Below are 26396 nucleotides of genomic sequence, written 5' to 3'. Positions count from 1 at the left end.
TAAGGAGCACAAACACATGGCAAAGATCATCGCCTTTGATGAGGAGGCCCGCCGCGGTCTCGAGCGTGGCCTGAACCAGCTGGCTGACGCCGTCAAGGTAACCCTCGGCCCTAAGGGTCGCAACGTAGTCCTGGAGAAGTCCTGGGGCGCGCCGACCATCACCAACGATGGTGTGTCCATCGCCCGTGAAATCGAGCTTGAGGATCCGTACGAGAAGATCGGCGCAGAGCTGGTCAAGGAAGTAGCCAAGAAGACTGATGATGTTGCCGGTGACGGCACCACCACCGCTACCGTCCTGGCCCAGGCGCTGGTCCGCGAGGGCCTGCGCAATGTTGCCGCCGGTTCCAACCCAATGGGCATCAAGCGCGGCATCGAGTCCGCCACCAAGGCCGTAGTTGAGTCCCTGCTGTCTTCCGCTAAGGAAGTAGAGACCCAGGAAGAGATTGCCACCACCGCGGGCATCTCCGCCGCCGACCCGGCCATCGGCGAGAAGATCGCCGAGGCAATGTACGCCGTAGGCAACGGCCAGGTCAATAAGGATTCCGTCATCACCGTTGAGGAGTCCAACACCTTCGGCGTGGACCTGGAAGTTACTGAGGGTATGCGCTTCGATAAGGGCTACATCTCCGGCTACTTCGCTACTGACATGGAGCGCCAGGAGGCAGTCCTGGAGGATCCGTACATCCTGTTCGCTTCCCAGAAGATCTCCAACATCAAGGACCTGGTTCCTCTGCTGGAGAAGGTCATGCAGTCCGGCAAGCCGCTGCTGATTGTCGCCGAGGACGTTGAGGGTGAGGCACTGTCCACCCTCGTTGTTAACAAGATCCGCGGCACCTTCAAGTCCGTTGCCGTTAAGGCACCGGGCTTCGGCGACCGCCGCAAGGCTACCCTGCAGGATATGGCCATCCTGACCGGTGGCCAGGTTATCTCCGAAGAGGTTGGCCTTTCCCTTGAGACCGCCGAGCTGGAGTTCCTGGGCCAGGCACGCAAGGTAGTTGTCACCAAGGATGACACCACCATCGTTCAGGGTGCTGGCAACCAGGAGCAGATTGACGGCCGCATCAAGCAGATCCGCGCCGAGATCGCCGGCTCCGACTCCGAGTATGACAAGGAGAAGCTGCAGGAGCGCCTGGCTAAGCTGGCCGGCGGCGTTGCAGTCCTGAAGGTCGGCGCCGCTACTGAGGTTGAGCTCAAGGAGCGCAAGCACCGCATTGAGGACGCCGTGCGCAACGCTAAGGCTGCCGTGGAAGAGGGCATCGTTGCCGGCGGTGGCGTAGCGCTGCTGCAGGCCGCATCCGCCCTGGATTCCCTGTCTGAGCTTTCCGGCGATGAGGCTACCGGCGTCAAGATTGTCCGTGAGGCACTCTCTGCTCCGCTGAAGCAGATTGCCCACAACGCCGGCCTGGAGCCTGGCGTGGTTGCTGACAAGGTTGCCTCCCTGCCGGCTGGCCAGGGCCTCAACGCCGCCACCGGTGAGTACGTTGACCTTATGGCCGCGGGCATTAACGACCCAGTGAAGGTGACCCGCTCTGCTCTGCAGAACGCCGCCTCCATTGCGGCCCTGTTCCTGACCACCGAGGCCGTCGTGGCTGACAAGCCACAGCCTGCCGGCGCTTCCGCTATGCCTGATGCTGAGGGCATGGGCGGCATGGGCTTCTAATAGCCCCTCCGCGCTAGCTTAAACCCGCTGCAGCCTTTTTGCTGTGGCGGGTTTACTTGATCCCGGACCGCCCCAGAATTCAGCGCCGTACTGCGCTTTCAGCCGACGCCGCCCCGCTAGTTATGTCCAAAAACTATCGCTCAACCGCCCCGCCTCGAGCTCCCTCAAGCCCCAAAATCACCCCCACAAGGGGGACAGATTCGGAAATCTTTAATGACATTATTTTCTCAGTTAAATTTGAGACCGACGGTATTGATAGCAAACATGAAACAAATTGATTGCCCGCCAGTCCAGCCATCACTGGCGTAAATAGGATAAAGCAAACTCTATTCTAAAGAAAAGCTATATAAAATTTTCCTGAGAGATCCCCGGTGGCATTTTCAATTACGCGGCTTTAGGTAAGGCTGCCCTAAAATGTCTGTTGCACATTCTGGAATATGTGTAAAAATATGTCCTGTGACGCCCCACTGTGTGGCGGTGTTTGCAAGACCAAGTTCACAGCTCTGGCCTCCTAGGGAGTGTCAGGCACTCTTAAGGAGTAAATATGGATATCGCTGTAGTAAAGGCTGCACTTGATGACTTCTCTACCTTTGTAGACAACGCAATTGGCCTTTTCCAGGGCTTCCCTAAGTTCATTCAGGACTTCGCGGACTTCTTTGCGCCTGCATTCGAGACTAAGGATGTAGACGGTGTATCTACTGAAGTTCCAGTTCTGGGTGAGGATAACAAGACGCAGCTGAACAATGGTGAGTATTGGGCTAACCAGACCTCTTCCATCTTCGAGTAGGATAACGCAGCACTAGAAGCTGTAACATTCTCGACCCCTAATACAATCCAACACTGACTTAGGAGTATTCCATGGATACCACCACCGAAAACACCACCACTGCATTCGAGAACATCGAAAACTGGGTAGATTTGTCCTCCGAGGGCCTGATCGGCGAGATCTTCGGTCTGCTGACCAATCTCTCCGACCTCGCTGGCTACGTCAACTCCCTTCTGGGCCTGCTCTAAGAGCAGCTAGCGTTTAAGCGCTAATACGCCATGAGCCCCGTCCTTCGTGGACGGGGCTCATCGCGTTTTCTTTGGGGCGCAGTGGTTGGGTGGTTGTTCGATGCATCGGAGTGTGGTTCCCTATGAACTTCGGCGTTGAGGTGGCGTGGCCTTCGGGCGGGCGGGCCTAGGTGAGTAGGTGTGGCCCGCTGTGTGAAGGGGAAACCCGCGTGAAGTGGCGGGGGTCTTTTGCGCCATGACCTGCGGAGAAAGTGGATTAGTGCGCACTTGGGGGTGATTTTCTCCGGGTGTGGTGCATTGGCAGGACTAAAACGGGGGTGGGGACTAAACTTGATCGCATGGCTGATATTAAAGACGACGAGCTGCCAGTAATCGACCTGGCCAAAACCGAAGGTTACGTGGTTGATGACTCCGACGAGGATGATCCGGCCCTCATCCTTCCAGATGGTTCCCCGGTAGAGACGTGGCGTGAGAACTATCCTTATGACGAGCGGATGACTCGTGATGAGTATGAAACCACCAAGCGCGCGCTGCAGATCGAGCTGCTGAAGTGGCAGAACTGGACCAAGGAAACCGGCCAGCGCCACATCATCCTCTTCGAAGGCCGCGACGCAGCCGGCAAGGGCGGCACCATCAAGCGCTTCAATGAGCACCTCAACCCCCGCGGTGCGCGCACGGTAGCCCTTGAAAAGCCGTCCCCGCGCGAATCCACCTCGTGGTACTTCCAGCGCTACATTCAGCACTTCCCGGCCGGCGGAGAAATCGTCTTCTTTGACCGTTCCTGGTACAACCGCTCCGGCGTCGAGCGCGTCATGGGCTTTTGCACGGAGTCCCAGCACGCGGAGTTCCTGCGTGAGGTGCCAATGCTGGAGAACATGCTTTTGGGCTCCGGTATCTCCCTGACCAAGCTGTGGTTCTCCGTTACCCGCAAGGAGCAGCGCACCCGCTTCGCCATCCGCCAGATTGACCCGGTACGCCAGTGGAAGCTGTCCCCAATGGACCTGGCCTCCCTGGACAAGTGGGATGATTACACCCGCGCCAAGGAGGAGCAGTTCCGCTACACGGATACGGATGAGTCCCCTTGGATCACCATTAAATCCAACGATAAGAAGCGCGCCCGCATCAATGCGATGCGCTACGTTCTGTCCAAGTTTGAATACACCAACAAGGACCACTCCGTGGTTGGTGAGCCGGATGACAGCATCGTCAAGCGTGGCCGGGACGAAATTGGTGACTGAATACCAGCGTTGGCCCGCGCATTGAGGCTCTACTAGTGAGGCGCTAGCAGCGTCGTCGCTAGCGTTGAAGACCCAGCCCCCTGGATACAGGGGGCTGGGTCTTTCTAGATTTGGGTGAGGCGAGTTAATTGATGACCCCAGGGCAGGAGGCTGCTTCTAGCGAGGCTCGATGGGGTTGCCCTGCCACCCCGTGTGCGGCGGGACCTGGTCGCCGCGCATTACCAGGGAACCGGGTGCTACGGTGGCGCCATCGTTGATGCGGGAGGCCGGCAGCGCCACGGAGTGGGCGGCGAGCGTTGCGCCGCGCCCTATGGTCACGGCGTCCAGGCTCATGACCCGGTCCTGGAACAGGTGCGTTTGCACCACGGTGCCGGGGCCCACGGAGGCGCCGTCACCCACGAAGCACAGGTCAGTCTCCGGGAACCAGTAGGTCTCAATCCACGCCCCGCGGCCAACCTTAACGCCCAGGGCGCGCAGCGCCAGGTTTAGTGGCGCATCGCCTAAGGTGTGTGTGAAAAACCACGGCGTGGCCACGGATTCCACGAAGGTGTCCTGCAGCTCGTTGAGCCAGACAAACGGGGACCACAGGGGATGATCGCCGGCGCGGTGCCTGCCCACGCAGACCCACTTCACCGCGATGGTAATGGCCATGGCCAGGGCGCCGGTCAGCATGAGGATGACCCCGCCCAACAGGAAGCCGGCGCCCACGCCGAGGTGCGAAACCGCAAGGTAAATCAGGCCAAGGGCGAAGGCTAGGAGCATCGCAGAGGTCATGGGCGCGAGCAGGCGCATGGTCTCAACCACAGCGCGCAGCACCTTGACCCGGCGGCCGGGATGGTAGGTCAACGCCTCGCCGGAGAGGCCGTCCACGTGGGCCTCGACGCGGCGCATGCGCTCCGGTGGGGAACCCCACCAGTTGGTGCCGCCCTTGGTCTTGCGCGGGGTGGAAGACAGCACCGCCACCAGCGAATTTTTAGCCAGCTTGCGCCCGGCACCCACGATTCCGGAGTTGCCCACGAATGAGCGCTTGCCCACCTTGGCCTGGCCGGCTAGCAGCCAACCGCCGCCGAGTTCGTAACCGCCAACCAGGGTGTCATCGGCAAGAAATGCGCCATCCTTGACCTCCGTGAGGACGGGCACCATCACCGCGGTAGAGATTTCCACGTCCTTGCCAATCGTGGCGCCCAGGGAGCGGAACCAATGCGGGGTCAGCTGGGAGGCATAGATGGGAAATAGCTGGGTGCGGGCCTCATCCATGAGGCGCTCGATGGCCCAGATGCGCCAACCGTTAAAGGAGCGCACGGGGGTCACCCCGGGTTGTAGGCCGATGGATAGCATGCGCACGCCCAACCACGTCTGCGCGGCGTAGAAGATGAAGGAGACCAACGCCCCGAGCGGGGCAAACAAGACCGCGCCGATAAAAGCGTTTCCGCCGGTTCCGGCCACGAGCCCCACGGTAACCAGCACGCCGACCAGCACGGCGATAAACGGCTGCGCGGCCAAAAGCGCCGAGGTAACGCCGTAGATGGGCACCCACCACGCGCGGCGGGCCGGGGGATGATCCGGGAAGCGGTGCTTGGAGCGGCCCACCTTCTGCGCAGGGGAGCCGGACCAGCGCTGCCCATCCTTGACCTTCTTGGCCGCGGTGACCGTGGAGCCGGCCTCAACATGGGCATTGGCACCCACGCGGGCACCGGGCAAAAGGGTTGAGCGCGCGCCAATGCGGGCGCCCTCACCAATCTCGATGGCGCCCACGCGAAGGATGTCCCCATCGAGCCAGTAGCCGGAGAGATCCACCTCCGGCTCAATGGAGGCGTAATCACCCACGGTGAGCAATCCGGTCACGGGCGGCAGGGTGTGGAAGTCCACGCCCTTGCCAATCTGAATCCCAAGAATTCGCGCGTAGTAATTGACCCACGTTGCGCCCGCGATGGAGCGCGATCCGGTGGCATCCGCCCACCGCTCCGCGGCCCACAGCCGCAGGTGCGCTACCCCGCCGCGGCGGTATTCACCCGGGGTGATGCCGTGGGTGAGTACGCGCGCGCCGCACGCGCCCAAGGGGATGCGGCCAATCGGCGTGCAGAAAAGCACTATCAGCACGAAGATAAGCCACCACGGCGTGGTAACGGCCCAGTCCACTCCGCTGGCCGCGGCGATATTCGAGACGGTGAGCAGCCACGTCACCCAACTCGTGGCGGCGACGGTCATGGTGGGTATTTGGATCATCACCTGGCAGACCCGGGCGCGGGCGGGCACGGGCTCAACGCGCCGCGGCTCAGCCTTTTCTGCCGCCGGGCGGGTGTCCGCGTCGATGAGCTCAGCCAGCGAGCCCAGGCGGGGGCGGTCATAGAGATCGCGCACCGCAATGGTGGGGTAGCGCTCACGGATGCGGCCCACGAGGGTTGCGGCCGCCAGGGAGGTTCCCCCGAGTGAGAAAAAGTCAGCGTTGTCATCATGGACGGATATGCCCAAGACGTCCACCCACAATTCCGCGAGCCAGGCCTCCGTCTCATTGAGCCCGTCCGCCTCCACGCCGATTCCGGGCAGCGGCCACGGCAGGGCGGCCTTGTCCACCTTGCCGGAGGTGCGCACGGGCAGTTCCTCCAGGACGCAGATGCGGGGAAGCAGGGCCGCCGGCATGGTCTCCGCCAGCCGCGCGGAAGCCGCCTCGTGGTCAAACCCCACGGCTTCATCCTCGAGGGAGACATACCCCACGAGCACCGATTCACCGCCCGGGGTCTTCTGCACGGCCACCGCGGAGTTATACACATTGGCAAGCGCGGCCACATTGGCCTCCACCTCACCAAGTTCGATGCGGCGCCCGCCAATCTTGACCTGGTCATCCACACGCCCCACGAAGTACAGGCCGTCCTCCTCTAGGCGCACATGGTCACCGGTGCGGTAGGCGCGCTGCCAGCCCATGGATGTGAGCGGCGCGTATTTCTCCGCATCCTTGCCCTCGTCCAGGTATTCGGCCAGGCCCACGCCGCCGATGACCAACTCGCCCACCTGGCCCAGTTGCACCGGGAAGCCCTCTGAGTCAACAACCACCAGGTCCCAGCCGCACAGCGGCAGGCCAATGGAGACCGGCGCGCCGGGCCGCAACTGCTGGCCGCAGGCCACGACGGTGGCCTCCGTGGGGCCGTAAGTATTCCACATCTCGCGCTCCGGGGTGGCCAGGCGGTCGACCAGCTCCTGGGAGCACGCCTCACCGCCAACGATGAGCAGGCGGATATTATCCAGCGCCTCCGCAGGCCACAGCCCGGCCAGGGTGGGGACGGTGGAGACTACCGTGATATCGCGGCGAATCAGCCACGGGCCAAGGTCCATGCCGGAGCGGACCAAGGAACGCGGGGCGGGAACCAGGCAGGCGCCGTGGCCCCAGGCTAGCCACATCTCCTCACAGGAGGCGTCAAAGGCCACGGATAGGCCGGCCAGCACGCGGTCCTCCGGCCCCAACGGGCCGGAGGGGTGATTGGCCAGAAACATCTGGGCCTCGGCATCCACGAACGCCGCGGCGGAGCGGTGGGAGACCGCAACGCCCTTGGGCTTGCCGGTGGATCCGGAGGTAAAGATGATCCAGGCGTGGTCCTCCAGCGTGGGCTCACCGGCCGGGCCCGTAGATGGCTTGAGCATCCGGAAGCCGTCATCCGTGAACACGGCGTTGATTCCCGCCTCACCGAAGACCATATCCGCGCGTTCCTGCGGGTCATCGGCGTCAACCGGCACGTAGGCCGCGCCGGCGGCGATGGTGGCCAGGATGGCCAGGTAGAGGTTGCGCTGGCCGGAGGTCATCCGGATTCCCACGCGGTCACCGCGGCGTACGCCAAGGGAGCGCAGGTTATCCGCCAGGGTTTCTACGTCCGCGATGAGCTCCTCATAGGTCAGGATCTCACCGTCATCAATCGCCGCGGCTTCGGGGAAACGCCGCGCGGTATCCCGGATGATATCCCACAGGGTCCGCGGCGCGGGCGCCTGGTCGCCCAGCAGGTACTGCTCGGGGACGTGGATTATGCCGGCGCCGGGTTGGGCGCGGTACGCCGCTTCCTCGGCGGCCAATTCCGCCGGCGTGGCGGCAAGGGAGTGCTTGCCTGCGCAGTCTTGTGCACCAGTGACGGGCTGGTTCATTGGGACGGGCCCCTTTTTTAAAGTGTTTTAAGCGTCGGCCGTATCACGCTCGGCCAGAATGGCGGTAGCTAACTTGCGCAGGTGTTTCATCTGCTTGGAGGTGGAGTCATTCAGCGCGGACTCCTCAGCCTCGGAGACCAATGCGGCCAAGTCCTTTTGCGCCTTGGTGCCTTTCTTGGTGCTCGCCACGATCTGGCGGCGGCGGTCCTTTGGATCGCGTTCGCGCTTGGCCCATCCGCGGGTCTCCAGGGAATCGATGAGGCGCACCATATCGGAGGCATCAATCGCCAAAATCGCGGACAGATCCGATTGGCACGAAGCCGTGGAGTCCACCAAACAGGTGAGCACCCAATATTCACGCAGGGTGGTCTGCTTTGCGGACAGCGCCTGCTCAACGGCATCGCGCGTGCGGCGGCGCAGGCGGTCCAGCTGGAAGCACGGGGACTCGAGGAGCTGGGTGGGGATTGCGGAGTTGGCATTCGAAGGCATGCCTAAGACAATAACCGCCCAAACGTTAAATATCTAAATAATGGGTGGGTTCCCATCAATGGGGCCGTTATGCCACCGCCGCCCGGGTTTTCTGCCGCCCGGTTTTACGCCACCGCCGCACGCCGGAGTGGTTGGGGCGCGGGCAGTGGATGGGACCAAGGATTGGCGGTTTCGCAGCATAGCGGTAGCCGCCCGCGCCCGCGGGGATTCTCCGCTACCGCCCGTGGCAGTCTCCGTGGCCGTGGCCCATGGTTCGCCGAGGGTGGATGTTTAGTCAATGCTCAGCATCACTCGATGGCCCGTAACGGCACGGGCCTGCCACCCCGGTGGGTTAGCGCTCCATGGGAAGGCCGGCGGCGCGCCAGGCGTCCGTGCCGCCTTCAACGTTGATGACGTCCCAGCCGCGGGACTGCTCCAGGTACTGGCACACCTGGGCGCTGCGCCCGCCGCCCTTGCAGATGACGTAGATCTCCTTGGTGCCATCAAGCTCATCGGCGCGGGCGGGGATCTCCTGCATCGGGATGTGGACCGTGCCGGCCGCGTGATCCTCTGCGTATTCAAAGTCCTCGCGCACATCAACCAGTTGCGCGCCTTCAGGTACTGCGTTTACTGCTACTTCTTTCATACTGCCCACTCTAATGCCTCCCGGTCGCGCATGTAGCAAGCCGCTTCCCACCTGCCGGCCCGGCGGGGCCTGGGGCAACCCGCCCGCGTTAAAAACCCGGCCGGCGGCGGGCGCGCCGCCGCGCCGAATTGGTGCGCCTTTTGGCGGCGGCAGCGCTTGCGGAACAAACTCGCGCCCGCCCAAACGCGGGGCCGATCCAAAAAGGGCCCCGTGCACGCACGGAGCCCTAGGCTTTACGGTGCGTAACTTACACGGCTAGAGCGGGATGCGGGTAGCGGTGTGGGTTACGCGGAAGGCGGGAAGGAGGGGGATTAGCCCTTGTAGCGCTCGATGGAATCCTGGTAGATCTTTACGGCCTCTTCCTTGGTGCCCCAGCCGGAGCCCTGAACTTCCTTGCCCTTTTCCAGGTCCTTGTAGTGGATGAAGAAGTGCTCAATCTCGTCGCGGGTGAACTCAGAGACGTCCTCCAGATCCTGGAAGTCATCGAAGCGTGGGTCATCGAGCACGCACAGCAGCTTGTCATCGCCACCGGCCTCATCGGTCATCTTGAACACGCCAACGATGCGCGCGCGGACGGTAGCGCCCGGGATGACAGGCTCCGGAAGGATGACCAGCGCGTCCATTGGGTCGCCGTCCTCGGCGAGGGTCTCGTCAATGAAACCGTAGTCAGCCGGGTACGCCATTGGCGTAAACAGGTAGCGGTCCAGGTAGAGCTTGCCGGTCTCGTGGTCCACCTCGTACTTGTTGCGGGAACCCTTTGGGATTTCGATGGTTACATCAACGTTCACGAAATAATCCTCCATATAGAGCGTTCTTTGAAAAATCTCCTACAAGCATACCCCTCACACAACTCGGTGTAGGGTGAAGCACCATGAAAAGCAAACATGTGTGGTGGACCGCGGCCTCCGTAGTGACCGCCGCCGCGGTGGCTGGCCTGGCCACCCTGGGCGTGGCCGTGCAGGACATAAACGGCAACCTCACGCATGATCCGGCCCCAACCGTGGCCCACGCCAAACCCGTCATGGTGCCGCTCGCCGCGGGTGGCGCCCCCGACGCGGAGGCCCTTTCGGCGCGCCTGGATAACCTGGCGCGGGACGCCGCGCTGGGCACGCTAGGCGGGCAGGTCATTGACACCACCACCGGCGATGTGGTGTGGGAGCGCGAGGCGGGTACCCCGGCGGTCCCGGCGTCCGCGACCAAGATCCTGACCACCGCGGCGGCCATCCTGAGCCTGGATACGGGCGCGCGCGTTAACACCGAGGTAGTCCGCGGCCCCCAGGACGGCACCGTGGTGATTAAGGCCGCCGGCGATACCTGGATGACGCACGAGCAGCTCGATGACCTCGCGGAGCAAATCACCGCGGCCGGCGGAGCGAGTGCGGTCTACATCGATACCGGCCTGTGGTCCGGTAACACCCAGGCGCCGGCCTGGGACCCGGACAACGTTGATGGCGGATACGTGGCGCCCATGGAACCGGCCATGGCGTACGGCGGCCGCCTGGGCGGCACCGAGGGGGACCTGCCGCGCAGCCACGCCCCGGCCTTGGACGTGGCCAACCTGTTGGCCCAGCGCCTCGGCGCGCAGACCGCGGGCCTTGCCCCGGCGCCGGGGGGAGCGGAGGTGGTGGCCAGCACCCAATCCGCGCCGCTGGCCCAGCGGATGCAGCAGATGGTTAAGCATTCTGACAACGTGGCCGCGGAGGCCATCGGCCGCGAGGTGGCCGCCGCCCAAGGCGCGGAGCCCTCTTTTGCCGGAGCCACGCGGGCCACCCTGGAGACCTTGGCGCGCGCAGGCTTTGATACGGAAGCTACCGTGCTTTCCGATAATTCCGGGCTAAGCACCAACAACCGCATCACCCCGGCGCTGCTGACCAGTGTGGTTTCCCGGGCGGTGACGGATGAGTCCCTGCGCCCCCTGCTGGGCTACCTGCCCGTGGCCGGCGGCGAGGGCACCCTGGCCACCCGCTATTCCACCCAGTCCGGCAAGGGCTACGTGCGCGCCAAGACCGGCTCGCTGACCGGGGTATCCGCCCTGGTGGGCACCGCGGTGGGCAAATCCGGGCACGTCTATGCGTTCTCATTTCTGGTCAATGACGCCGGGGACTTGCTCTCCACCCGCGTGGCCCAGGACGCCCTAGCCAGCGCCCTCACGGAGTTCTAGCCGCCCATGGTTTACCCCTTTTGGCCCAGGACCAGCCCGCACTTTTTGGCCTGCCGCGTGGCGGTGCGCCCCTACCTGAACGGCCAACCCGTCACCGTGGGGCTTTCCGGCGGCGCGGACTCGCTGGCCCTGTGCGCGGCGCTTAGCGCGGAGGGCGCCGAGGTGGAGGCGTTGGTGGTGGATCACGGCCTGCAGGAGGGCTCGGACGCGGTGGCGAACGCCGCGGCGGCCACCGCCCGCGCGCTGGGGGCCACCGCCCGCGTGATTTCCGTGGAGGTGCCTGCACGCGGCTCCATGGAGGCCGCCGCGCGCCGGGTCCGCTACGCCGCCTTGCGGGATGCGGCCGCGGGCAGGGAGGTCTTCATCGCCCACACCGCCGACGACGCCGGCGAGACCCTCCTGCTCAGCGCGCTGCGCGGGCAGGCGGCGGGCCTGGCCCCGCGGGCCGTAATCGAGGGTGCCGCCGTGGTGCGCCCGCTGCTGGGGGTGCGCCGGGCGGATACCGCAGGGGCGTGCGCGGAGCTGGGCTTGGAACCGTGGCGGGACCCGCACAACGAACGCGTGGACTTCCTGCGCGTGGCCCTGCGCAAGGAGGTCATCCCGCGGCTGGGGGAGCTCATTGGCGGCGACGCGGTCCCGGCGCTCGCGCAGGCGGCGGGCAAGCTGGTCGAGGACAACGCGGCCCTGCAGCCCGGCGCCGTCAGCGATGATTGCGCGGTGCTGGCGGGGATGGAGCCGGCGGTCCGGCGCCGCGCGATTGGCCTGTGGCTGCGCGGCCACGGCGTGCTGGTGACCACGGCGGCGGTGGAGGCCATCGCCGCGCTGTGCACCTCGTGGCGGGGCCAGGGGCCGGTGGCCGTCTCCGCGGAGGACCCCACCGCCCGGCAGGGGCGGGTACAGGTACGCCGGGTGGACGGACACCTTCGCATCGAAGGGGCGTGACCGGAGCTTAAACGCCAACCTTAAGGCGCCGTGGCGCCCACGGGGCACACCTGGGGCGGGCCTTGTGGGCTTAAGCGGTTGGATGAACGCCGCGAAGGTGGCAAACTTGGCATGGATTGAAACCCCAATCCCCCATTGCAACACAGAAAGAGCTTGGATAGACCATGGCTTTGCACGATAAGAAGAACTTTGACGTTCCCGCCAACCGCTACGGGAATGACATTGAAGCCATCCTCATCTCCGAAGATGAGTTGAACTCCCGCATCCAGGAGCTGGCTGACAAGGCTTCGGAGCACTACAAGGACACCGAGCAGGATCTGATCATCATCTGCGTGCTCAAGGGTGCCGTGTACTTCGTGACCGACTTTGCGCGCAAGCTGTCCATCCCGTCCGAGGTGGAGTTCATGGCCGTGTCCTCCTACGGCAACTCCACCACGTCCTCCGGCGTGGTGCGCATCCTAAAGGACCTGGACCGTGAGATTGAGGGCCGCGACGTCCTCATCGTGGAGGACATCATCGACTCCGGTTTGACCCTTTCGTGGTTGATGCGCAACCTGCGCAACCGTAATCCTCGTTCGCTGGAAGTGATCACCTTGCTGCGCAAGCCCGAGGTGGTAAAAGCGGACATTGACCTGCTAGAAGTGGGCTTTGACATCCCCAATGAGTTTGTCATTGGATACGGTCTTGACTATGCGGAGCGCTACCGGGACCTGCCATACGTGGGCACCCTTCACCCGGATGTCTATAGCAACAACTAGAATCACGGGGTGATGAAGAACAAAAACATCCTCCGCTACGGCGGCATCGCCGCCCTTGTCCTGATCGCCCTCTACGCGTTTACCTTCTTTTCGGATGATTCCCGCTCCTTCCAGCGGGTGGACACGTCCGTTGCCTTGGAGCAGCTGACTGACCGCAACGTCGCAGAGGCGCAGATTGATGATCGCGAGCAGCAGGTGCGCCTGCAGCTGCGTGAGCCCATCACGGTTGAGGAGCAGGAAGGCGTTGAAGAGGTCATCGCCAAATACCCTGCCCGCGCCTCCGAGCAGATCTTCAACGCGGTTAAGGATTCCGGCGCGGATAAGTACCAGACCAACGTGACCCAGGAGTCCTTCCTGGCGTCCATGCTGGGCTTCCTGCTGCCGATGCTCATCGTCTTCGCCCTGCTGTTCTTCTTCATGTCCCGCATGCAGCAGGGCGCCGGCGGAATGTTTGGCATCGGCGGTTCCCGCGCCAAGGAACTGACCAAGGACATGCCAACCAACACGTTCGCGGACGTGGCCGGCGCGGATGAGGCGGTGGAGGAACTCCACGAGATTAAGGACTTCCTAGAGGATCCAACCCGCTACCACGAGCTGGGCGCCAAGATCCCGCGCGGCGTGCTGCTCTACGGTCCTCCGGGCACCGGTAAGACCCTGCTGGCTCGCGCGGTCGCCGGCGAGGCGGGCGTGCCGTTCTTCTCCATCTCCGGCTCTGACTTCGTTGAGATGTTCGTGGGCGTGGGCGCCTCCCGCGTGCGTGACCTGTTCAAGCAGGCCAAGGAAAACAGCCCGTGCATCATCTTTGTCGATGAGATTGACGCCGTGGGCCGCCAGCGCGGCTCCGGCATGGGCGGCGGCCACGATGAGCGTGAGCAGACCCTCAACCAGCTGCTCGTGGAGATGGACGGCTTCGGTGACCGCGAGGGCGTTATCCTCATCGCCGCCACCAACCGGCCTGACATCCTGGATCCGGCGCTGCTGCGCCCCGGCCGCTTCGACCGCCAGATCCCGGTGACCAACCCCGATCTGGCCGGCCGCGAGCAAATCCTTAAGGTCCACTCCAAGGACAAGCCGCTGGGCAAGGACGTCGACGTGACCCAGCTGGCCAAGCGCACCGCCGGCATGTCCGGCGCCGACCTGGCCAACGTGCTCAACGAGGCCGCGCTGCTGACCGCGCGCATCGGCGGCAACGTGATTACCGCGGACGCGCTGGAAGAAGCCACAGACCGCGTGGTTGGCGGCCCGCGCCGCCAGTCCAAGGTGATCTCCGAGCATGAAAAGAAGGTCACGGCCTACCACGAGGGCGGCCACACTCTCGCCGCATGGGCGCTCAAAGACATCGAGCGCGTCTACAAGGTGACCATCCTGGCCCGCGGCCGCACCGGCGGCCACGCCATGACCGCCCAGGAAGATGACAAGGGCATGTACACCCGCGACGAGCTCTTTGCCCGCCTGGTATTCGCCATGGGCGGACGCGCCGCGGAGGAACTGGTCTTCGGCGCGCCCACCACCGGCGCTTCATCAGACATTGAAAACGCCACCAAGATAGCCCGCGCCATGCTCACCGAATACGGCTTTAGCCCAGACCTGGGGACCGTCAAGTACGGCCAGGAGCAGGGCGATCCGTTCGGCCACGGCGGTGGCGGCGGTGGCGTCATTGAGATGTCTGACGCCGTGGCCGCGCGCATCGATGAGCAGCTTCACTACCTGCTCAACTCCGCCCATCAGCAGGCCTATGACATCCTGGCGGACAACCGTGACTACCTGGACAAGCTGGCCACCGAGCTGCTTGAGAAGGAGACCCTGCGCCGCCCGGACCTTGAGGCCATCTTTGACGGCATCGAGCCGCGCGAGTCCTTTGACGTCTTCCCCAATGAGGATGAGCGCTTCCCGCGCCAGGCCGGCCGCGAACCGGTCAAGACGCCCATCGAGCTGGCCAAGGAGCGCGGCGAGGAACTGCCTAAGCGCATGACCTTGCTGGACGCCACGCGCGCCGCGCGCGCCCGCCGCGAGGAGGCGGAGCGCACCGGCAAGCCCCTGCCCGCGGGCGAGGAGATTGGCTTTAACTTTGGCCAGCACGCCGGCGACTATGTAGGCGATGCGAAGCCGGCCGCAGAGCCCGCCGAGCCAACGCCGCGTGAGGATAAAACTCAGGAAAATCAGGAGCTTGCAAACGCCTGGCGCACCCCTCAGACCCCAGGGAATGAAACGGAGTCCGCGCCGCAGCTGGAGACCCCGGCCGCGCCGGGCCAACCGGCAGAGGTTGACCCGTCCGTGGAGTCTGAGCGCGCCGGGGAGGGCTACTCCGATGCGGCCGCGCCGGAGGCCTCCCGGGAGTACCGCACGGAGGGCTCCGCCCCATCGCAGGCGCCCGCGGATCAAACTTCTCGCGGCGCTAGCGCGCAGGACGCCGAAAATACCCAGGAGATTCCGCGGGTTACGGGTGAGGTTCGCGGCCGCCACCACAAGCCGGAACCGTCCTCCAATGACTGGGCCCCGCCGATCAGCGGCGATACGTCAAAGAATCCATACGCAGCTCATCCAGGTTGGGACCGCTACGGCGACGGTACCGACGCAAAGAAAGACGGCAACGCTCATGACTAAAAAGCAGACACATACCCCGGGCACCTTCGACCAGGCCCGGGCGGAGGCGGCGGTGCGCGAGCTGCTCATCGCGGTGGGTGAGGACCCGGACCGCGAGGGGCTCGTAGAAACTCCGGCGCGAGTGGCCCGCGCCTACGCGGAATGCTTTGCGGGCCTGTACACGGACCCCACCGAGGTGCTGGCCAAGACCTTTGCCGAGGACCATCAGGAATTGGTATTGGTCCGCGACATTCCCATTTATTCCACGTGTGAGCATCACCTGGTGCCGTTCTACGGTAAGGCCCACATTGGCTACATCCCGGGCAAGGAGGGGCACGTCACCGGCCTGTCCAAGTTGGCGCGCCTGGCGGACATGTACGCCAAGCGCCCGCAGGTGCAGGAGCGCCTGACCACCCAAATCGCTGACGCTTTGGTGGAGAAGCTGCACGCGCAGTCCGTCATCGTGGTTCTCGAGTGTGAGCACCTGTGCATGGCGATGCGCGGCATCCGCAAGCCGGGGGCCATGACCACCACGTCCGCGGTTCGCGGCGGTTTTAAGAAGAATCCGGCCTCCCGTGCGGAGGTGCTCAGCCTCATTCGCGGCTAACCTTGAGTGGCATAAGACTACTCGCAAGGATTTAAGGAGCAGGCGCTGCTATGAATCAAGCACGAAGCGTCACGGAACTCACCGTCCCCGGCCGCACGCTGGTCATGGGGATTGTCAACGTCACGGAGGATTCCTTCTCCGATGGCGGAAAGTACCTGGAGCCTGAAGCCGCGCTGGCGCAGGCGCATTCATTGGTGGCCGCGGGTGCGGACATCATCGACGTAGGTGGCGAATCAACCCGCCCGGGGGCAACCCGCGTGGCCGGCGAGGTGGAGGCCTGCCGGGTGGTTCCGGTTATTGAGGCCCTGCATAAAGAGGGCATCCGCACGTCCGTGGACACCATGCGCGCGTCCGTCGCCGCCGCCGCGGCGGAAGCCGGCGTTGACATGATCAATGACGTCTCCGGCGGTTTGGCCGATTATGACATGTACCGCGTCATGGCGGAGGCCGGCGTTCCGGTGTGCCTGATGCACTGGCGCACGGTGCAATTCGGCGATGCGGCCGGCGCCGCGGACCACGGCGGTGACGTGGTCAAGGATGTCCACGATCAGCTCCAGCGCCTGGCGGATAACGCCCTGGCGGCCGGCGTGGAGGGCCACAACATTGTTGTGGATCCGGGCCTGGGCTTTGCCAAGACGCCCCAGGACAATTGGGCGCTTCTTCATGCGCTCCCCGAATTCATCGGTGGCGAGTACCCGGTGCTGGTGGGGGCCTCCCGCAAGCGCTTCCTGGCCGCCATCCGCGCCGACCGCGGCGTGGAATCAACCCCGACCCTCGCCGATCCGGCCACCGCCGCGGTCACGGCCCTGTCCGCGCACATGGGTGCCTGGGGCGTGCGCGTCCACGAGGTGGCGGTATCCCGCGACGCCGTGGACGTGGCCGCAGCCTGGCACCAGGGCGCCGAGTTTAAGAGCCCGGAAGCGCAGACCCCGCACCGGGGAGGGCAGTAATGGCGGATCGCATCGAGTTGACCGGGCTGAGCTGCTACGGCTATCACGGCGTCTTTCCCGAGGAAAAGCGTGAGGGCCAGCCCTTCATCGTGGACGTGACCTGCTGGCTTGATTTCACTGAGGCCGCGGCCGACGATGACTTGACCAAGACCATCAACTACGCCGAGCTGGCGGACCTAGCCGCGAACATCGTCGAGGGGCCGTCCCGCGACCTGATCGAGGCAGTGGCGGCGCAGGTGGCCGACGCCTGCATGGGTTCCTTCGAAGAGCTGCTGGCGATTGAGGTAACAATCCACAAGCCGCAGGCGCCAATCCCGCGCACCTTCGAGGACGTGGCCGTGGTGGCCCGCCGCTCTCGTTCCGGCGGCCGCGGGCGCAGCGCCGTGAGCGTAGTAGACGCCCAGCACAACAAGTAGGAAGGCCAGAGCTAGATGATCCGCGCCGTGCTGTCCATCGGCTCCAATATGGATGACCGCCTCCAGCTGCTGGCCACCGTGGCCAAGGAATTTAAGTCCGAAACCGTGGCATTCTCACCCGTCTACGCCACCCCGCCGTGGGGCGTGGAGGACCAGGATGAGTTCTTAAACGCGGCGCTTATCGTGGACGTGGATTGCACGCCGCTGGAGCTGCTGCGCCGGGGCCAGGGCTTGGAGGAGGCCGCCGAGCGCGTGCGCTTAAGGCACTGGGGGCCCCGCACCCTCGACGTGGACGTGGTTCAGGTCCGGGACTTAGAAACCGGCCGGGAGATAACGTCAACCGATCCGGTGCTGACCCTGCCGCATCCGTACTCACACCAACGGGCCTTTGTGCTTGTCCCGTGGCTGGCCATCGAGCCGGACGCGCGGCTCGGGGGCGCCCCCGCAACGCAGTGGTTGGCAGCCATCGACCAGGATGAGATCGCCGGGGTGCGCGAACTGGGCAGCCTGGAGGAGCTGCTAGCCGGGCAGCGGGGAACGGGGGTGGGCCATGACTAAGACGTCCATTGCGGGGCTCGTGGGCACCGCGGTATTCATGGCGCTGGCGGCGTTGATCTTGACCTCGCGGTTCTACGGGATCATGCAGTCCATCCCGCCCACGGTGTCCGTCACGCTGTGGATCATGACCGTCATCTGCGGGGTGCTGGCGTGGAAGGTCTACCAGGCTAAAAAGGATGACGCCCACGGCATTGGCCTTGATAATTCCCAGCTCAATCCCATGACGGTTACCCAGTTCATGCTGGTGGGCAAGGCCTCGGCGTGGACCGGCGCAATCGTGGGCGGCGCGTACACCGGGATGGCCGCCTACGTGGTTATGAACTCTTCGCAGCTGGTCGCGGCGCAGGAGGATGTCTTTGGTGTGGTGACCTCCGCGCTGGGTGGCGCGGCGCTGTCCGTGGCGGGCGTGATCCTTGAGCGACACTGCCAAGTCCCGCCTACCAGTGACGGCTCCCACGCGTTAGGGTAGAGGACATGACTGAGCAGAATCCGGTGGACCCAAAGGATACCGATACGGATATCAAGGACGCGGGGCGGCCACTCCCGGCCGACCGTAAACCAGAGCCCACGCAGCAGGATAAGGGCCAGATTGGCCTCGCGGTGATGGTGGTTTTGGCCATCATCGCCTCCATCGTCATGCTGGTTGCCGGGTCCACGGCTGCTTTGAAGATCGCCCTGCTCGCCGCGCTCTGGGCCGCGGTGGTGGGCTTTTTCCTCGTCAATCGCTACCGCCGCGAGGCGGAAAGCTCCGCCGAGGCCCTGGCCCTGAGCGAGAAGCTCCACCAGAGCGAGCTGGACCGCATCGCCGCGGAGCATGCCGCGGACCGCGAGCGCTCCGCCTCCTCGGTGCGCAGCGACGCAGACCTGGCCGCGGACAAGGACGTGCTGGCGGAGATTAAAAAGGAACTGGCGTCCATCCGTTCCCAGCTTGAGGACCTCTCCGGCCGCGAATTTACCTATGAGCCCGCGGCGCTGCGCGCAGAGGCCCGCCGCATCATGGAGGTTGAGGCCCGCACCTACGCCGCCGATCGCGCGCTGAGCGCGGAGCTCTCCTCGCCGTATGACCGTTACTCCGCGCAGTCCGTAGACGTAGAGGAAACCCCGGAGGTCCAGTTCACCCAGGCGTCCTCCGGCGCCCCCAGCGCCGATGCCATCGCCGGCCGCGTGGGCAACCAGCCGCAGTCCGCTACCGCGCGCCAGTCCAACCCGCTGGCCGATCTCATCAATGAGCGCACCGCCAAGGCAGAAACCAAAGCCAAGGCGGAAACCAAAGCCAAGGCCGAGCCGGAATCACAAAAGTCCAAGGCACAGGCTCCGCAGCCGCACAAGCCCGCGCCCGCAGCCAAAAAGCCTACGGAGAAGCCGCAAGCGAAGGAACAGCCGCAGCAGAAGCCTCAGAGCCCCGAATCCACGTTCAATACGGGCAGCTTCCAGGCCGTGCGCTGGGACGCCGGCGGCAACGATGAGGTCAAGGTGGCGGCCCGCCGTGGGCACCACGCCAAGCCGGAATCCTCAAACGAGACTAAGGCTGAGGCCAAGTTCGCGAAGCAGCCCGCGGCGCAGCAGTCCTCTTACGTGGGGCGTCGGCGCAAGCCGGAGCCGGAGGTACCGGACAACGCCCCGCATGGGCGCCGCCGCAGCGACGAGCACCGCGAGGGCTCCGTATCCGTGGCCGAGCTCATGGCCCAGATGAAGAAGGGAAACAAGTAAATGGCTGCACCGCGCATGCGGGTGGGCCATCTGGGAAATAGCGACGCGGGCGCGGACCTGGCCGCCGCCATGGCGGGCGCCGGCCACGCGGTCGAGCCGCTGGCTGACACGGCCCGGGCCGGGGACTATGACGCGCTCATCCTGGGGACTAGTGCCTCGCAGCTACCGCGCGCCATCGCCGCCGTGGAGCCGGTGGTCCGCCGCGGCCAGATCATCATCCACACCGCGTTGTCCGAGGGCGTCCAGATCCTCGATGACCTGGAGGTCAAGGGCGCGGTGGTCATGGCGCTATCCCCAGTGCTGAGTGAACGGTGGGTGATAACCACCCACGATGAGCTGGGGGAGACCATCGCCGGGCTCATCCTCGGCGAAGCCGGCATCATTGGATTCCCTCAGACGGACGCGCAGCGCCCCATCACCGCGGCGCGGGTGGAGCAGGCGCGGATGCTCCGCGCGCTCTATGACTCCGCGGCGGCGGACGTGGCCCGGATAGTCGCCGAGGACGTCCACGATGTCCCCGGAACCCCCAGCACTGACGGCGTCATCCACGGCTACCGGGCTATCGAGGAACCGGGCCTGCGCCGGGCCTACCTGGAATACGCGCGCCGGGTGGGCGAGGTATACCACCGTGAAGACCTAGAGATGTGGGCACTGCAGGAGGAAACACAGTGAGCTTTAGCGCCGGACAAGCCATGCGCATCGATACTTTAGAGCGCCTGACCATGGTGGGTTCCGCCTTCCGCAAGACCGGGAAACCGGTGGTCCTAGTGCCGCTAGGTAATGGCGTGCACGCCGGCCACATCGCCCTTGTCCGCGCCGCGAAGATGGTCCGCGGTGGCGTGGTTGTTGCAGCCCTGCGCAGCACCGAGGAACGCGATGTCCAGGCCCTGCGCGCCGAGGGGGTTGACGTGGTGTTCCATTACTCCCATGAGGTGCTGTGGCCGCGCGGGCGGCGCATTGTGATTGAGCCGGCCGGTGACTGCATCGAGCCCCGGGAGGCGCTCCGGGAACAGCTGACGGAGGCCGTGGCGCTTGTTGGCGCCCTGCGCCCCACCCACGTGGTGGTAGGCGAAAAGGACTATGAGCTCATGCTCGCGCTTTCCCACGCGATAAACGACCTACACCTGGGGGCCCGCGTCCAGGGCGTGCCCACCGTGCGCATGCCGGACGGCGTGGCCATGAGCCTGCGCAACGTGGGCGTTGCCGAGTCCGCGCGAGAGGACGCCGGCGCGTTATCCGCCGCGCTTACAGCTGGCGCTTACGCGGCCGAGGCCGGCGCGGAGAAGGTTGTAGAGACCGCCCGCGAGGTGCTGGCGGCTAGCGGCGTGGAGCCGGAATACCTGGAGTTGCGCGGGCGTGACCTGGGCCCGGCGCCGGAGGAGGGCGATGCCCGCCTGCTGATCGCGGCCACCATCGGCGGGGTGCGCCTTATCGATAACGTAGGCCTGCCGCTGGGCATTGGGTTTAGGAACCTGGAAGAACACGAGGCCAAGGCGGAACTGGCCCGCGAGCGGGACCGGGAGAACGAGGGTTAGTTTCCCGTCATACCGGGTGCTGCCTTTTAGAGCCGTTCGGCGATGCCGGCAATCGCGTCCGGGCTGCCCACCTCGTGGGCAAGCAGCGGCAGTTCGATGACCGGCAGCCCCGGCAGGCGCGTAGCCAAATCCGCCAGGGCTTCGTCTTCAATGGCGCGGCGTCCGGCCAGGAAATCGCCGGCGTCCGCCGGGGAGCGCCTGTTGACCACGCACCCGCCTACGCGAACGCCCGCGCTGGTTAGCTCCGCGTGGAACTGCGCTGTCTCCAACACGGGCAGGCGTTCCGCGGTGAGCACGATGAAAAAGACGCACCCGTCCGGATCCTGCAGCACGGAGCGCAGCCCCTCGAAGCGGCGGCGCCTGCGCAGCAGGATGGCGCGTAACTCCTGATTGCGGCGCTCCACCGGATCGCTCGACGCGCTGACGGCTTTGTCCTTGCCCCGTGGCTCCAGGCCCCTGACCAGCTGGGAGAAGCGCTCCGATTTGGCGCGGCGTTCCAAAAGGCCCTCGGTCCAGGCCGCCATCAGCTCGGGCAGTTCCATCAGGCGCGAGGTGTGGCCGGACGGGGCGGTATCGAAGATGATGTGGTCATAGCCGGTGGCCTCTTCCACGAGGATGGCGATACGTTCTAACACGGCCGCCTCATGGGTGCCCGGGGATTTGGCGGAGAGTTCGAGGTGCTTTTTAACCTCCCCCTGCAGCCGTTCCGGCATCATCCTTTTCATGGTGGAGCCCACGGCCTTGAGGTGGGCCTTGGTGGTGGCCGCGGGGTCAATCTCCACGAGATCCAGGTTCTCCCGCACGGTGACCACGCGGTCACCGATCTCGCGGCCCCAGAGGTGGCCCAGGTTGTGGGCTGGATCTGTGGACACCAGCAGGATCCTCCTGCCCGCGTTGGCCAGTGCCACGGCAGTTGCGTTAGCCACGGTGGTTTTGCCCACGCCTCCCTTGCCGCCGAAGAAGATCACGCGGGTTTGACCGATGTGTTCTAGCAGCACGAGAAATTCTCCAATGGGGAGTGCTCCATGCCCATGCGCAGGTGCCAGGCGTGGAAGTCTTCGTAAATGATGGGCAGCAGCTCCATGGTGTAGTAGCTGGCCGGGTTGTCGATGCCCAGCGCCTCGCCCATGACCAGCAGCATGAACAGATCCTCTTCCTGCTGGCCGGCCTTGGCAAAAGTGGAGCGGTAAGGCCCCGCATAGAACTCGTTGAGTCCTTCCTGCAGGGCCTTGAGCCTGTCGAGAATAGTCACGGTAGAAAGGGTAGTCCCGCGGCGTAGCCGCTAGCGTTTTTGAGCGTATTCCGGAAGTGGGGCGTCCGCATCATCGTCCCGCCACTCAACGGCGGGCGCCTTGCGGGCCCGGTTGACGGCGGCCACGGCCTCGACGATGACCCAGATGGCGCAGACGATGATGACCAGGTCGATGACCAGCAGCAGCCAATTGCCCGCCTCGAAGAGCGTGCGCACCTGGAGGACTGCAGCCCACAGGGACATGGCGGAGACGAAGACCAGCGGGATGGTTACCGGCCAGGTGGGGCGCCGCAGGGAGGTGAGGATGACAATCAGGATGGACAGGGTCAATGCCGCCATCAGCTGGTTGGTGGTGCCGAATAGCGGCCAGATGAGCATGCCGCCGGAGCCATCCGTGCCGGTGGAAAACGTCAGGCCAAAGGCCAGGCCCACGGCGATGAAGGTGGATGCCAGCGCGTTGAGCTTAACGCCCATGATGTCACCGATTTCCTGCACCACGAGGCGCTGCAGGCGCACGCCGGAGTCCATGGTGGTCGCCGCGAATAGCACCGCCATGGTGGCCAGGATGGTTGCGGACAGGGAGGTAGGAATGCCCAGGCCCTCGTTGATGAGGTTGCCGCCTCCCTCGACGAAGGCGTTGACGCCGCCGGCGTTCCATTCGGAGTAGACGGCCTCCCAGTCGGCCAGCGTGCGGTACCCGGCGGTCACGGAGATGATGGTGCCCAGCGCCAGCAGGCCCTCGCCAACCGCGCCAAAATAGCCCACGAAACGCGCGTCCGTTTCGGTGTCCAGCTGCTTGGAGGACGTACCGGAGGCCACGATGCCGTGGAAACCGGAGATGGCGCCGCAGGCGATGGTGACGAAGAGGAGCGGGAAGATGGATGGGGTGCCGGCGGGGACCTCGGAGCGCAGGGTGGGCGCCACCAGGTCGGGGGAGGTAAATAGGAATGAACCGTAGAGGAGCGCTAGGCCGATGAACAGCTGCAGGCCGTTGATGTAGTCGCGCGGCTGGAGCAGGACCCATACCGGCAGCAGGGATGCGGCGAATGCGTAGACGAACAGCAAGATGATCCAGACGCCTTCGGCGGGGATTCCCAAGACGGTTTCTGGCAGAGCGATAGGGTTGCGGTCACCGATGATCATCAGCGCGTAGAGGGCTACAACGCCCACTACGGAGACGAGTGGCAGGTTCCAATTAAAGCGGTAGATAGCCTGGCCCACTAAGACCGCAACGAGGATTGCGCCCCAGGTGGGGATGACCGCGGTGGGGGTGGAGACCAGCTGGCCCGCGATCACCACGGAAAAGGCGGTGTTGACCATGAGCAGCAGCAGGAAAATGACAATCAGGAAGATGTTGCGGCCGCGCGCGCCAATGTAGCGGCCTGAGAGGGTGCCGATGGACTGGCCCCGGTGGCGCTGGGAGGCCCACAGTGCACCGAGATCATGCATGCCGGCCATGAACACGGTTCCCAGGGTTACCCAGAGGAATGCCGGCAACCAGCCCCAGATGACGGCCACGGCCGGGCCGATGATGGGCGCCGCGCCCGCCACCGACGTGAAGTGGTGGCCCCACAGCACGTATTTATTGGTGGGGACGTAATCCACGCCGTCTTCCATGGTGTGGGCCGGGGTCTTATACGCTGCGGAGAGCTTGTAGATCTTCTTGCCGAGGAACTTTGAGTAGAGCAAGTACCCGGACAGGATCATGGCTAGGCCAATAAACATCAGGATGAGCGAGTTCATGATTCTCCAGTGTTTGAATGGGACGATCTGGCGCTTTTAGGGGTTAGGTATTGCGTCATGCACTTCAACTAGCCGCATGCCCCGGCGGCTGCGTCATAACGGCACCCACTGGAGTATGTCATAAGTCACATTGGTGTGAAACCGTGGCGTGTGCCAACCGCGGAGACTGCGCCTAGCGCCGCGGGTGAACCCCCAGTTCCCCAAAGGAAAACCCGGCGGTCAGCACTTGCCGTGATCTGGGGGTGTTTGGGGGTAATTGCCGGCTCGCCCCGGCTCTTTGCGACCCTCATAGGTCCGCTGCGGGATCCGCACCGCGCGCGATTGCCCTAACGCGGCCTAGTTCGTGCGTTTGGTATGAGGCGTCGGCAGTGACGCCGGGGCGCGTGGATTAAGGATTTAACTAGGTAAAACCGCGCGCATGGGCTACCCTAGGAAACCGTGACTGAGCAGAAGAAAACCCCAGTAAATGACGTTCCTGAGCAGCTGCGCATCCGCCGCGACAAGCGCGCGCGTTTGCTGGAAGCTGGCACGGAGGCATACCCAGTTTCCGTACCGCGTACGCACTCCCTGAAGGATCTGCGCTCTAAGTATGCGGTCCTGGCTGAGGATGAAACCGGCTCTGAGCAGGGTGTTACCTACCTGACCGCCGGTGAGGAAACCCAGGATGAGGTTTCCGTAGCGGGCCGCCTTATCTTCATGCGCAACACCGGCAAGCTGTGCTTTGCCACCCTGCAGGACGGCGACGGTACCCAGCTGCAGGCCATGCTCTCCCTCGCGGAGGTTGGCGAGGAGCGGCTAGCCGCCTGGAAGGCGGACGTTGACTTGGGCGATTTCATTTCTGTGACCGGCCGCGTGATCGCCTCCCGCCGCGGTGAGCTTTCCGTCATGGCCAAGGATTGGACCATGGCCGCGAAATCCCTGCGCCCACTCCCGGTTTCCTTCGCCGACATGGCGGAAGATACCCGCGTGCGCCAGCGCTACAATGACCTGATCGTGCGCGCCGATGCCCGCAAGAACGCCATGACCCGCATCAAGGCTATCCGCGCGCTGCGCCACCACCTTGAGGGTGAGGGCTTCAATGAGATTGAGACCCCTATGCTGCAGACGCTGCACGGCGGCGCGGCCGCGCGCCCGTTTATGACCCACTCCAACGCTTTGGACATCGATCTGTACCTGCGCATCGCGCCGGAGCTCTTCCTCAAGCGCGCCGTGGTTGGCGGCATCGACAAGGTCTTTGAGATTAACCGCAACTTCCGCAACGAGGGCGTGGATAAGTCTCACTCCCCTGAGTTTGCGATGCTTGAGGTGTATGAGGCTTACGGTGATTACAACACCATCGCCACCCTCATCCGCGAATCCATCCAGGCCGTTGCCAGGGCCGTGTCCGAGGACGGCTCCACCACGGTCACGCTTGCCGACGGCACGAAGTACGACCTCGGCGGCGACCAGTGGCCCGAAATCGAGATGTACCCGTCCCTCAACGAGGCGCTGGCCCGCAAGTTCCCAGGCCAGCCGGAGGTCACCGTCGATTCCACCGTGGAGGAGCTCAAGGCTATTGCCGACGTCATTGGCCTTGACGTGCCCGAAAAGGGCGGCTGGGGCCACGGCAAGCTGGTTGAGGAAATCTGGGAGGTCCTGTGCGAGGACCAGCTGGAGGGGCCAATCTTTGTCAAGCACTTCCCGGTTGAGACCTCCCCGCTGACCCGCGATCACCGCGAGCAGCGCGGCGTGACCGAGAAGTGGGACCTCTACGTCCGCGGCTTCGAGCTGGCCACCGGCTACTCCGAGCTGGTTGACCCGGTTATCCAGCGCCAGCGCTTCGAGGACCAGGCCCGCCTGGCCGCCAATGGCGATGATGAGGCAATGCGCCTGGATGAGGATTTCCTGGCGGCGATGGAGCAGGGCATGCCGCCAACGGGCGGCGCCGGCATGGGCATCGACCGCCTGCTCATGGCCGTCACCGGCCTGGGCATCCGCGAGACGGTGCTGTTCCCAATCGTCAAGCCTGAGGCGCAGTAACCGCTAAG

24 protein-coding genes are annotated in these 26396 nt (G+C 64.6%); 17 read left to right on the top strand and 7 right to left on the bottom strand.

The annotated features are described in order from the left end of the window. Positions 1–16: 16 nt before the first annotated feature. The 4 genes from groL to ppk2 all read left to right on the top strand — a co-directional run bounded on the left by groL (position 17) and on the right by ppk2 (position 3912). Positions 17–1660: a chaperonin GroEL gene (groL, locus tag CENDO_RS09940; protein ID WP_136141872.1), complete on the top strand. Its 1644-nt coding sequence runs from the start codon at positions 17–19 to the stop codon at positions 1658–1660. Positions 1661–2204: 544 nt separating this feature from the next. Next, positions 2205–2447 carry a hypothetical protein gene (locus CENDO_RS09935; protein ID WP_136141871.1) on the top strand — a complete coding sequence of 81 codons (243 nt, stop codon included), beginning with the start codon at positions 2205–2207 and terminating at the stop codon, positions 2445–2447. 71 nt (positions 2448–2518) lie between these two features. Further along, a complete protein-coding gene (locus CENDO_RS11210; protein WP_168707204.1) occupies positions 2519–2674 on the top strand; it encodes a hypothetical protein in 156 nt (51 codons plus the stop codon). Between the two features lie 338 nt (positions 2675–3012). Next, positions 3013–3912, top strand: coding sequence for a polyphosphate kinase 2 (ppk2, locus tag CENDO_RS09930; RefSeq protein WP_136141870.1), 900 nt, complete (start codon positions 3013–3015; stop codon positions 3910–3912). A 156-nt stretch (positions 3913–4068) separates the two neighbouring features. Here the strand turns inward: ppk2 and CENDO_RS09925 are convergent, their stop codons facing one another. From CENDO_RS09925 to CENDO_RS09910, 4 genes are all read right to left on the bottom strand, one after another. Beyond that, on the bottom strand, positions 4069–8040 hold the full coding sequence (locus tag CENDO_RS09925; protein ID WP_136141869.1) for a Pls/PosA family non-ribosomal peptide synthetase: 3972 nt from the start codon (positions 8038–8040) through the stop codon (positions 4069–4071). 27 nt (positions 8041–8067) lie between these two features. Continuing rightward, on the bottom strand, positions 8068–8529 hold the full coding sequence (locus CENDO_RS09920) for a MarR family winged helix-turn-helix transcriptional regulator (protein WP_136141868.1): 462 nt from the start codon (positions 8527–8529) through the stop codon (positions 8068–8070). Positions 8530–8860: 331 nt separating this feature from the next. After that, the gene (locus CENDO_RS09915; protein WP_136141867.1) at positions 8861–9154 is read right to left on the bottom strand and encodes a rhodanese-like domain-containing protein; all 294 of its coding nucleotides are present in this window, start codon (positions 9152–9154) and stop codon (positions 8861–8863) included. 311 nt (positions 9155–9465) lie between these two features. Then, a complete protein-coding gene (locus CENDO_RS09910) occupies positions 9466–9942 on the bottom strand; it encodes an inorganic diphosphatase (RefSeq protein WP_136141866.1) in 477 nt (158 codons plus the stop codon). 83 nt (positions 9943–10025) lie between these two features. Between CENDO_RS09910 and dacB the strand changes: the two genes are divergently transcribed. The 12 genes from dacB to CENDO_RS09850 all read left to right on the top strand — a co-directional run bounded on the left by dacB (position 10026) and on the right by CENDO_RS09850 (position 21374). Continuing rightward, entirely contained in the window at positions 10026–11315 is a 1290-nt protein-coding gene (gene dacB, locus CENDO_RS09905; RefSeq protein WP_136141865.1) for a D-alanyl-D-alanine carboxypeptidase/D-alanyl-D-alanine endopeptidase, read from the top strand. 6 nt (positions 11316–11321) lie between these two features. After that, positions 11322–12257: a tRNA lysidine(34) synthetase TilS gene (tilS, locus tag CENDO_RS09900; RefSeq protein ID WP_136141864.1), complete on the top strand. Its 936-nt coding sequence runs from the start codon at positions 11322–11324 to the stop codon at positions 12255–12257. Between the two features lie 170 nt (positions 12258–12427). Continuing rightward, the gene (hpt, locus tag CENDO_RS09895; protein ID WP_136142262.1) at positions 12428–13015 is read left to right on the top strand and encodes a hypoxanthine phosphoribosyltransferase; all 588 of its coding nucleotides are present in this window, start codon (positions 12428–12430) and stop codon (positions 13013–13015) included. Positions 13016–13027: 12 nt separating this feature from the next. Continuing rightward, positions 13028–15619, top strand: a complete 2592-nt coding sequence (gene ftsH, locus CENDO_RS09890) for an ATP-dependent zinc metalloprotease FtsH (protein ID WP_136141863.1) — start codon at positions 13028–13030, stop codon at positions 15617–15619. After that, positions 15612–16205, top strand: a complete 594-nt coding sequence (gene folE, locus CENDO_RS09885; RefSeq protein ID WP_136141862.1) for a GTP cyclohydrolase I FolE — start codon at positions 15612–15614, stop codon at positions 16203–16205. Before ftsH ends, folE begins: the two co-directional genes overlap by 8 nt. 50 nt (positions 16206–16255) lie before the next feature. After that, on the top strand, positions 16256–17155 hold the full coding sequence (folP, locus tag CENDO_RS09880; protein ID WP_136141861.1) for a dihydropteroate synthase: 900 nt from the start codon (positions 16256–16258) through the stop codon (positions 17153–17155). Beyond that, positions 17155–17571 (top strand): dihydroneopterin aldolase, encoded by a 417-nt coding sequence (gene folB, locus CENDO_RS09875; protein WP_136141860.1) that lies wholly within the window; start codon positions 17155–17157, stop codon positions 17569–17571. Before folP ends, folB begins: the two co-directional genes overlap by 1 nt. An 18-nt stretch (positions 17572–17589) precedes the next feature. After that, entirely contained in the window at positions 17590–18129 is a 540-nt protein-coding gene (gene folK, locus CENDO_RS09870) for a 2-amino-4-hydroxy-6-hydroxymethyldihydropteridine diphosphokinase (protein WP_136142261.1), read from the top strand. Then, positions 18122–18598 carry a DUF3180 domain-containing protein gene (locus CENDO_RS09865; RefSeq protein ID WP_136141859.1) on the top strand — a complete coding sequence of 159 codons (477 nt, stop codon included), beginning with the start codon at positions 18122–18124 and terminating at the stop codon, positions 18596–18598. The genes folK and CENDO_RS09865 overlap by 8 nt, the downstream gene beginning before the upstream one ends. 5 nt (positions 18599–18603) lie before the next feature. Beyond that, the gene (locus tag CENDO_RS09860; protein WP_246014277.1) at positions 18604–19839 is read left to right on the top strand and encodes a DUF6779 domain-containing protein; all 1236 of its coding nucleotides are present in this window, start codon (positions 18604–18606) and stop codon (positions 19837–19839) included. Beyond that, complete coding sequence (locus CENDO_RS09855) at positions 19840–20511, top strand: 6PGD fold domain-containing protein (protein WP_136141858.1); 672 nt, start codon at positions 19840–19842, stop codon at positions 20509–20511. It abuts the gene before it with no gap. Continuing rightward, positions 20508–21374, top strand: a complete 867-nt coding sequence (locus CENDO_RS09850; protein WP_168707203.1) for a pantoate--beta-alanine ligase — start codon at positions 20508–20510, stop codon at positions 21372–21374. Before CENDO_RS09855 ends, CENDO_RS09850 begins: the two co-directional genes overlap by 4 nt. 26 nt (positions 21375–21400) lie before the next feature. On the opposite strand, the gene CENDO_RS09845 is transcribed toward CENDO_RS09850, so the two are convergent. From CENDO_RS09845 to CENDO_RS09835, 3 genes are read right to left on the bottom strand one after another with little or no spacing between them, the layout of a single operon-like run. Continuing rightward, entirely contained in the window at positions 21401–22372 is a 972-nt protein-coding gene (locus CENDO_RS09845; protein WP_136141857.1) for an ArsA family ATPase, read from the bottom strand. Then, positions 22363–22620 (bottom strand): cory-CC-star protein, encoded by a 258-nt coding sequence (locus CENDO_RS09840; RefSeq protein WP_136142258.1) that lies wholly within the window; start codon positions 22618–22620, stop codon positions 22363–22365. The genes CENDO_RS09845 and CENDO_RS09840 overlap by 10 nt, the downstream gene beginning before the upstream one ends. A 36-nt stretch (positions 22621–22656) precedes the next feature. After that, positions 22657–24369 carry a carbon starvation CstA family protein gene (locus CENDO_RS09835; protein WP_136141856.1) on the bottom strand — a complete coding sequence of 571 codons (1713 nt, stop codon included), beginning with the start codon at positions 24367–24369 and terminating at the stop codon, positions 22657–22659. Between the two features lie 438 nt (positions 24370–24807). Here CENDO_RS09835 and lysS point away from each other — a divergent pair, with 438 nt between their 5' ends. After that, on the top strand, positions 24808–26388 hold the full coding sequence (gene lysS / locus CENDO_RS09830; protein WP_136141855.1) for a lysine--tRNA ligase: 1581 nt from the start codon (positions 24808–24810) through the stop codon (positions 26386–26388). The last annotated feature ends 8 nt before the right edge of the window (positions 26389–26396 follow it).

Origin of the sequence: Corynebacterium endometrii, from assembly GCF_004795735.1 — a bacterium.
GTDB classification, from domain to species: domain Bacteria; phylum Actinomycetota; class Actinomycetes; order Mycobacteriales; family Mycobacteriaceae; genus Corynebacterium; species Corynebacterium endometrii.
Note: the sequence above shows the minus strand (reverse complement) of the source record. Positions and strands in the feature narration are given on the sequence as shown.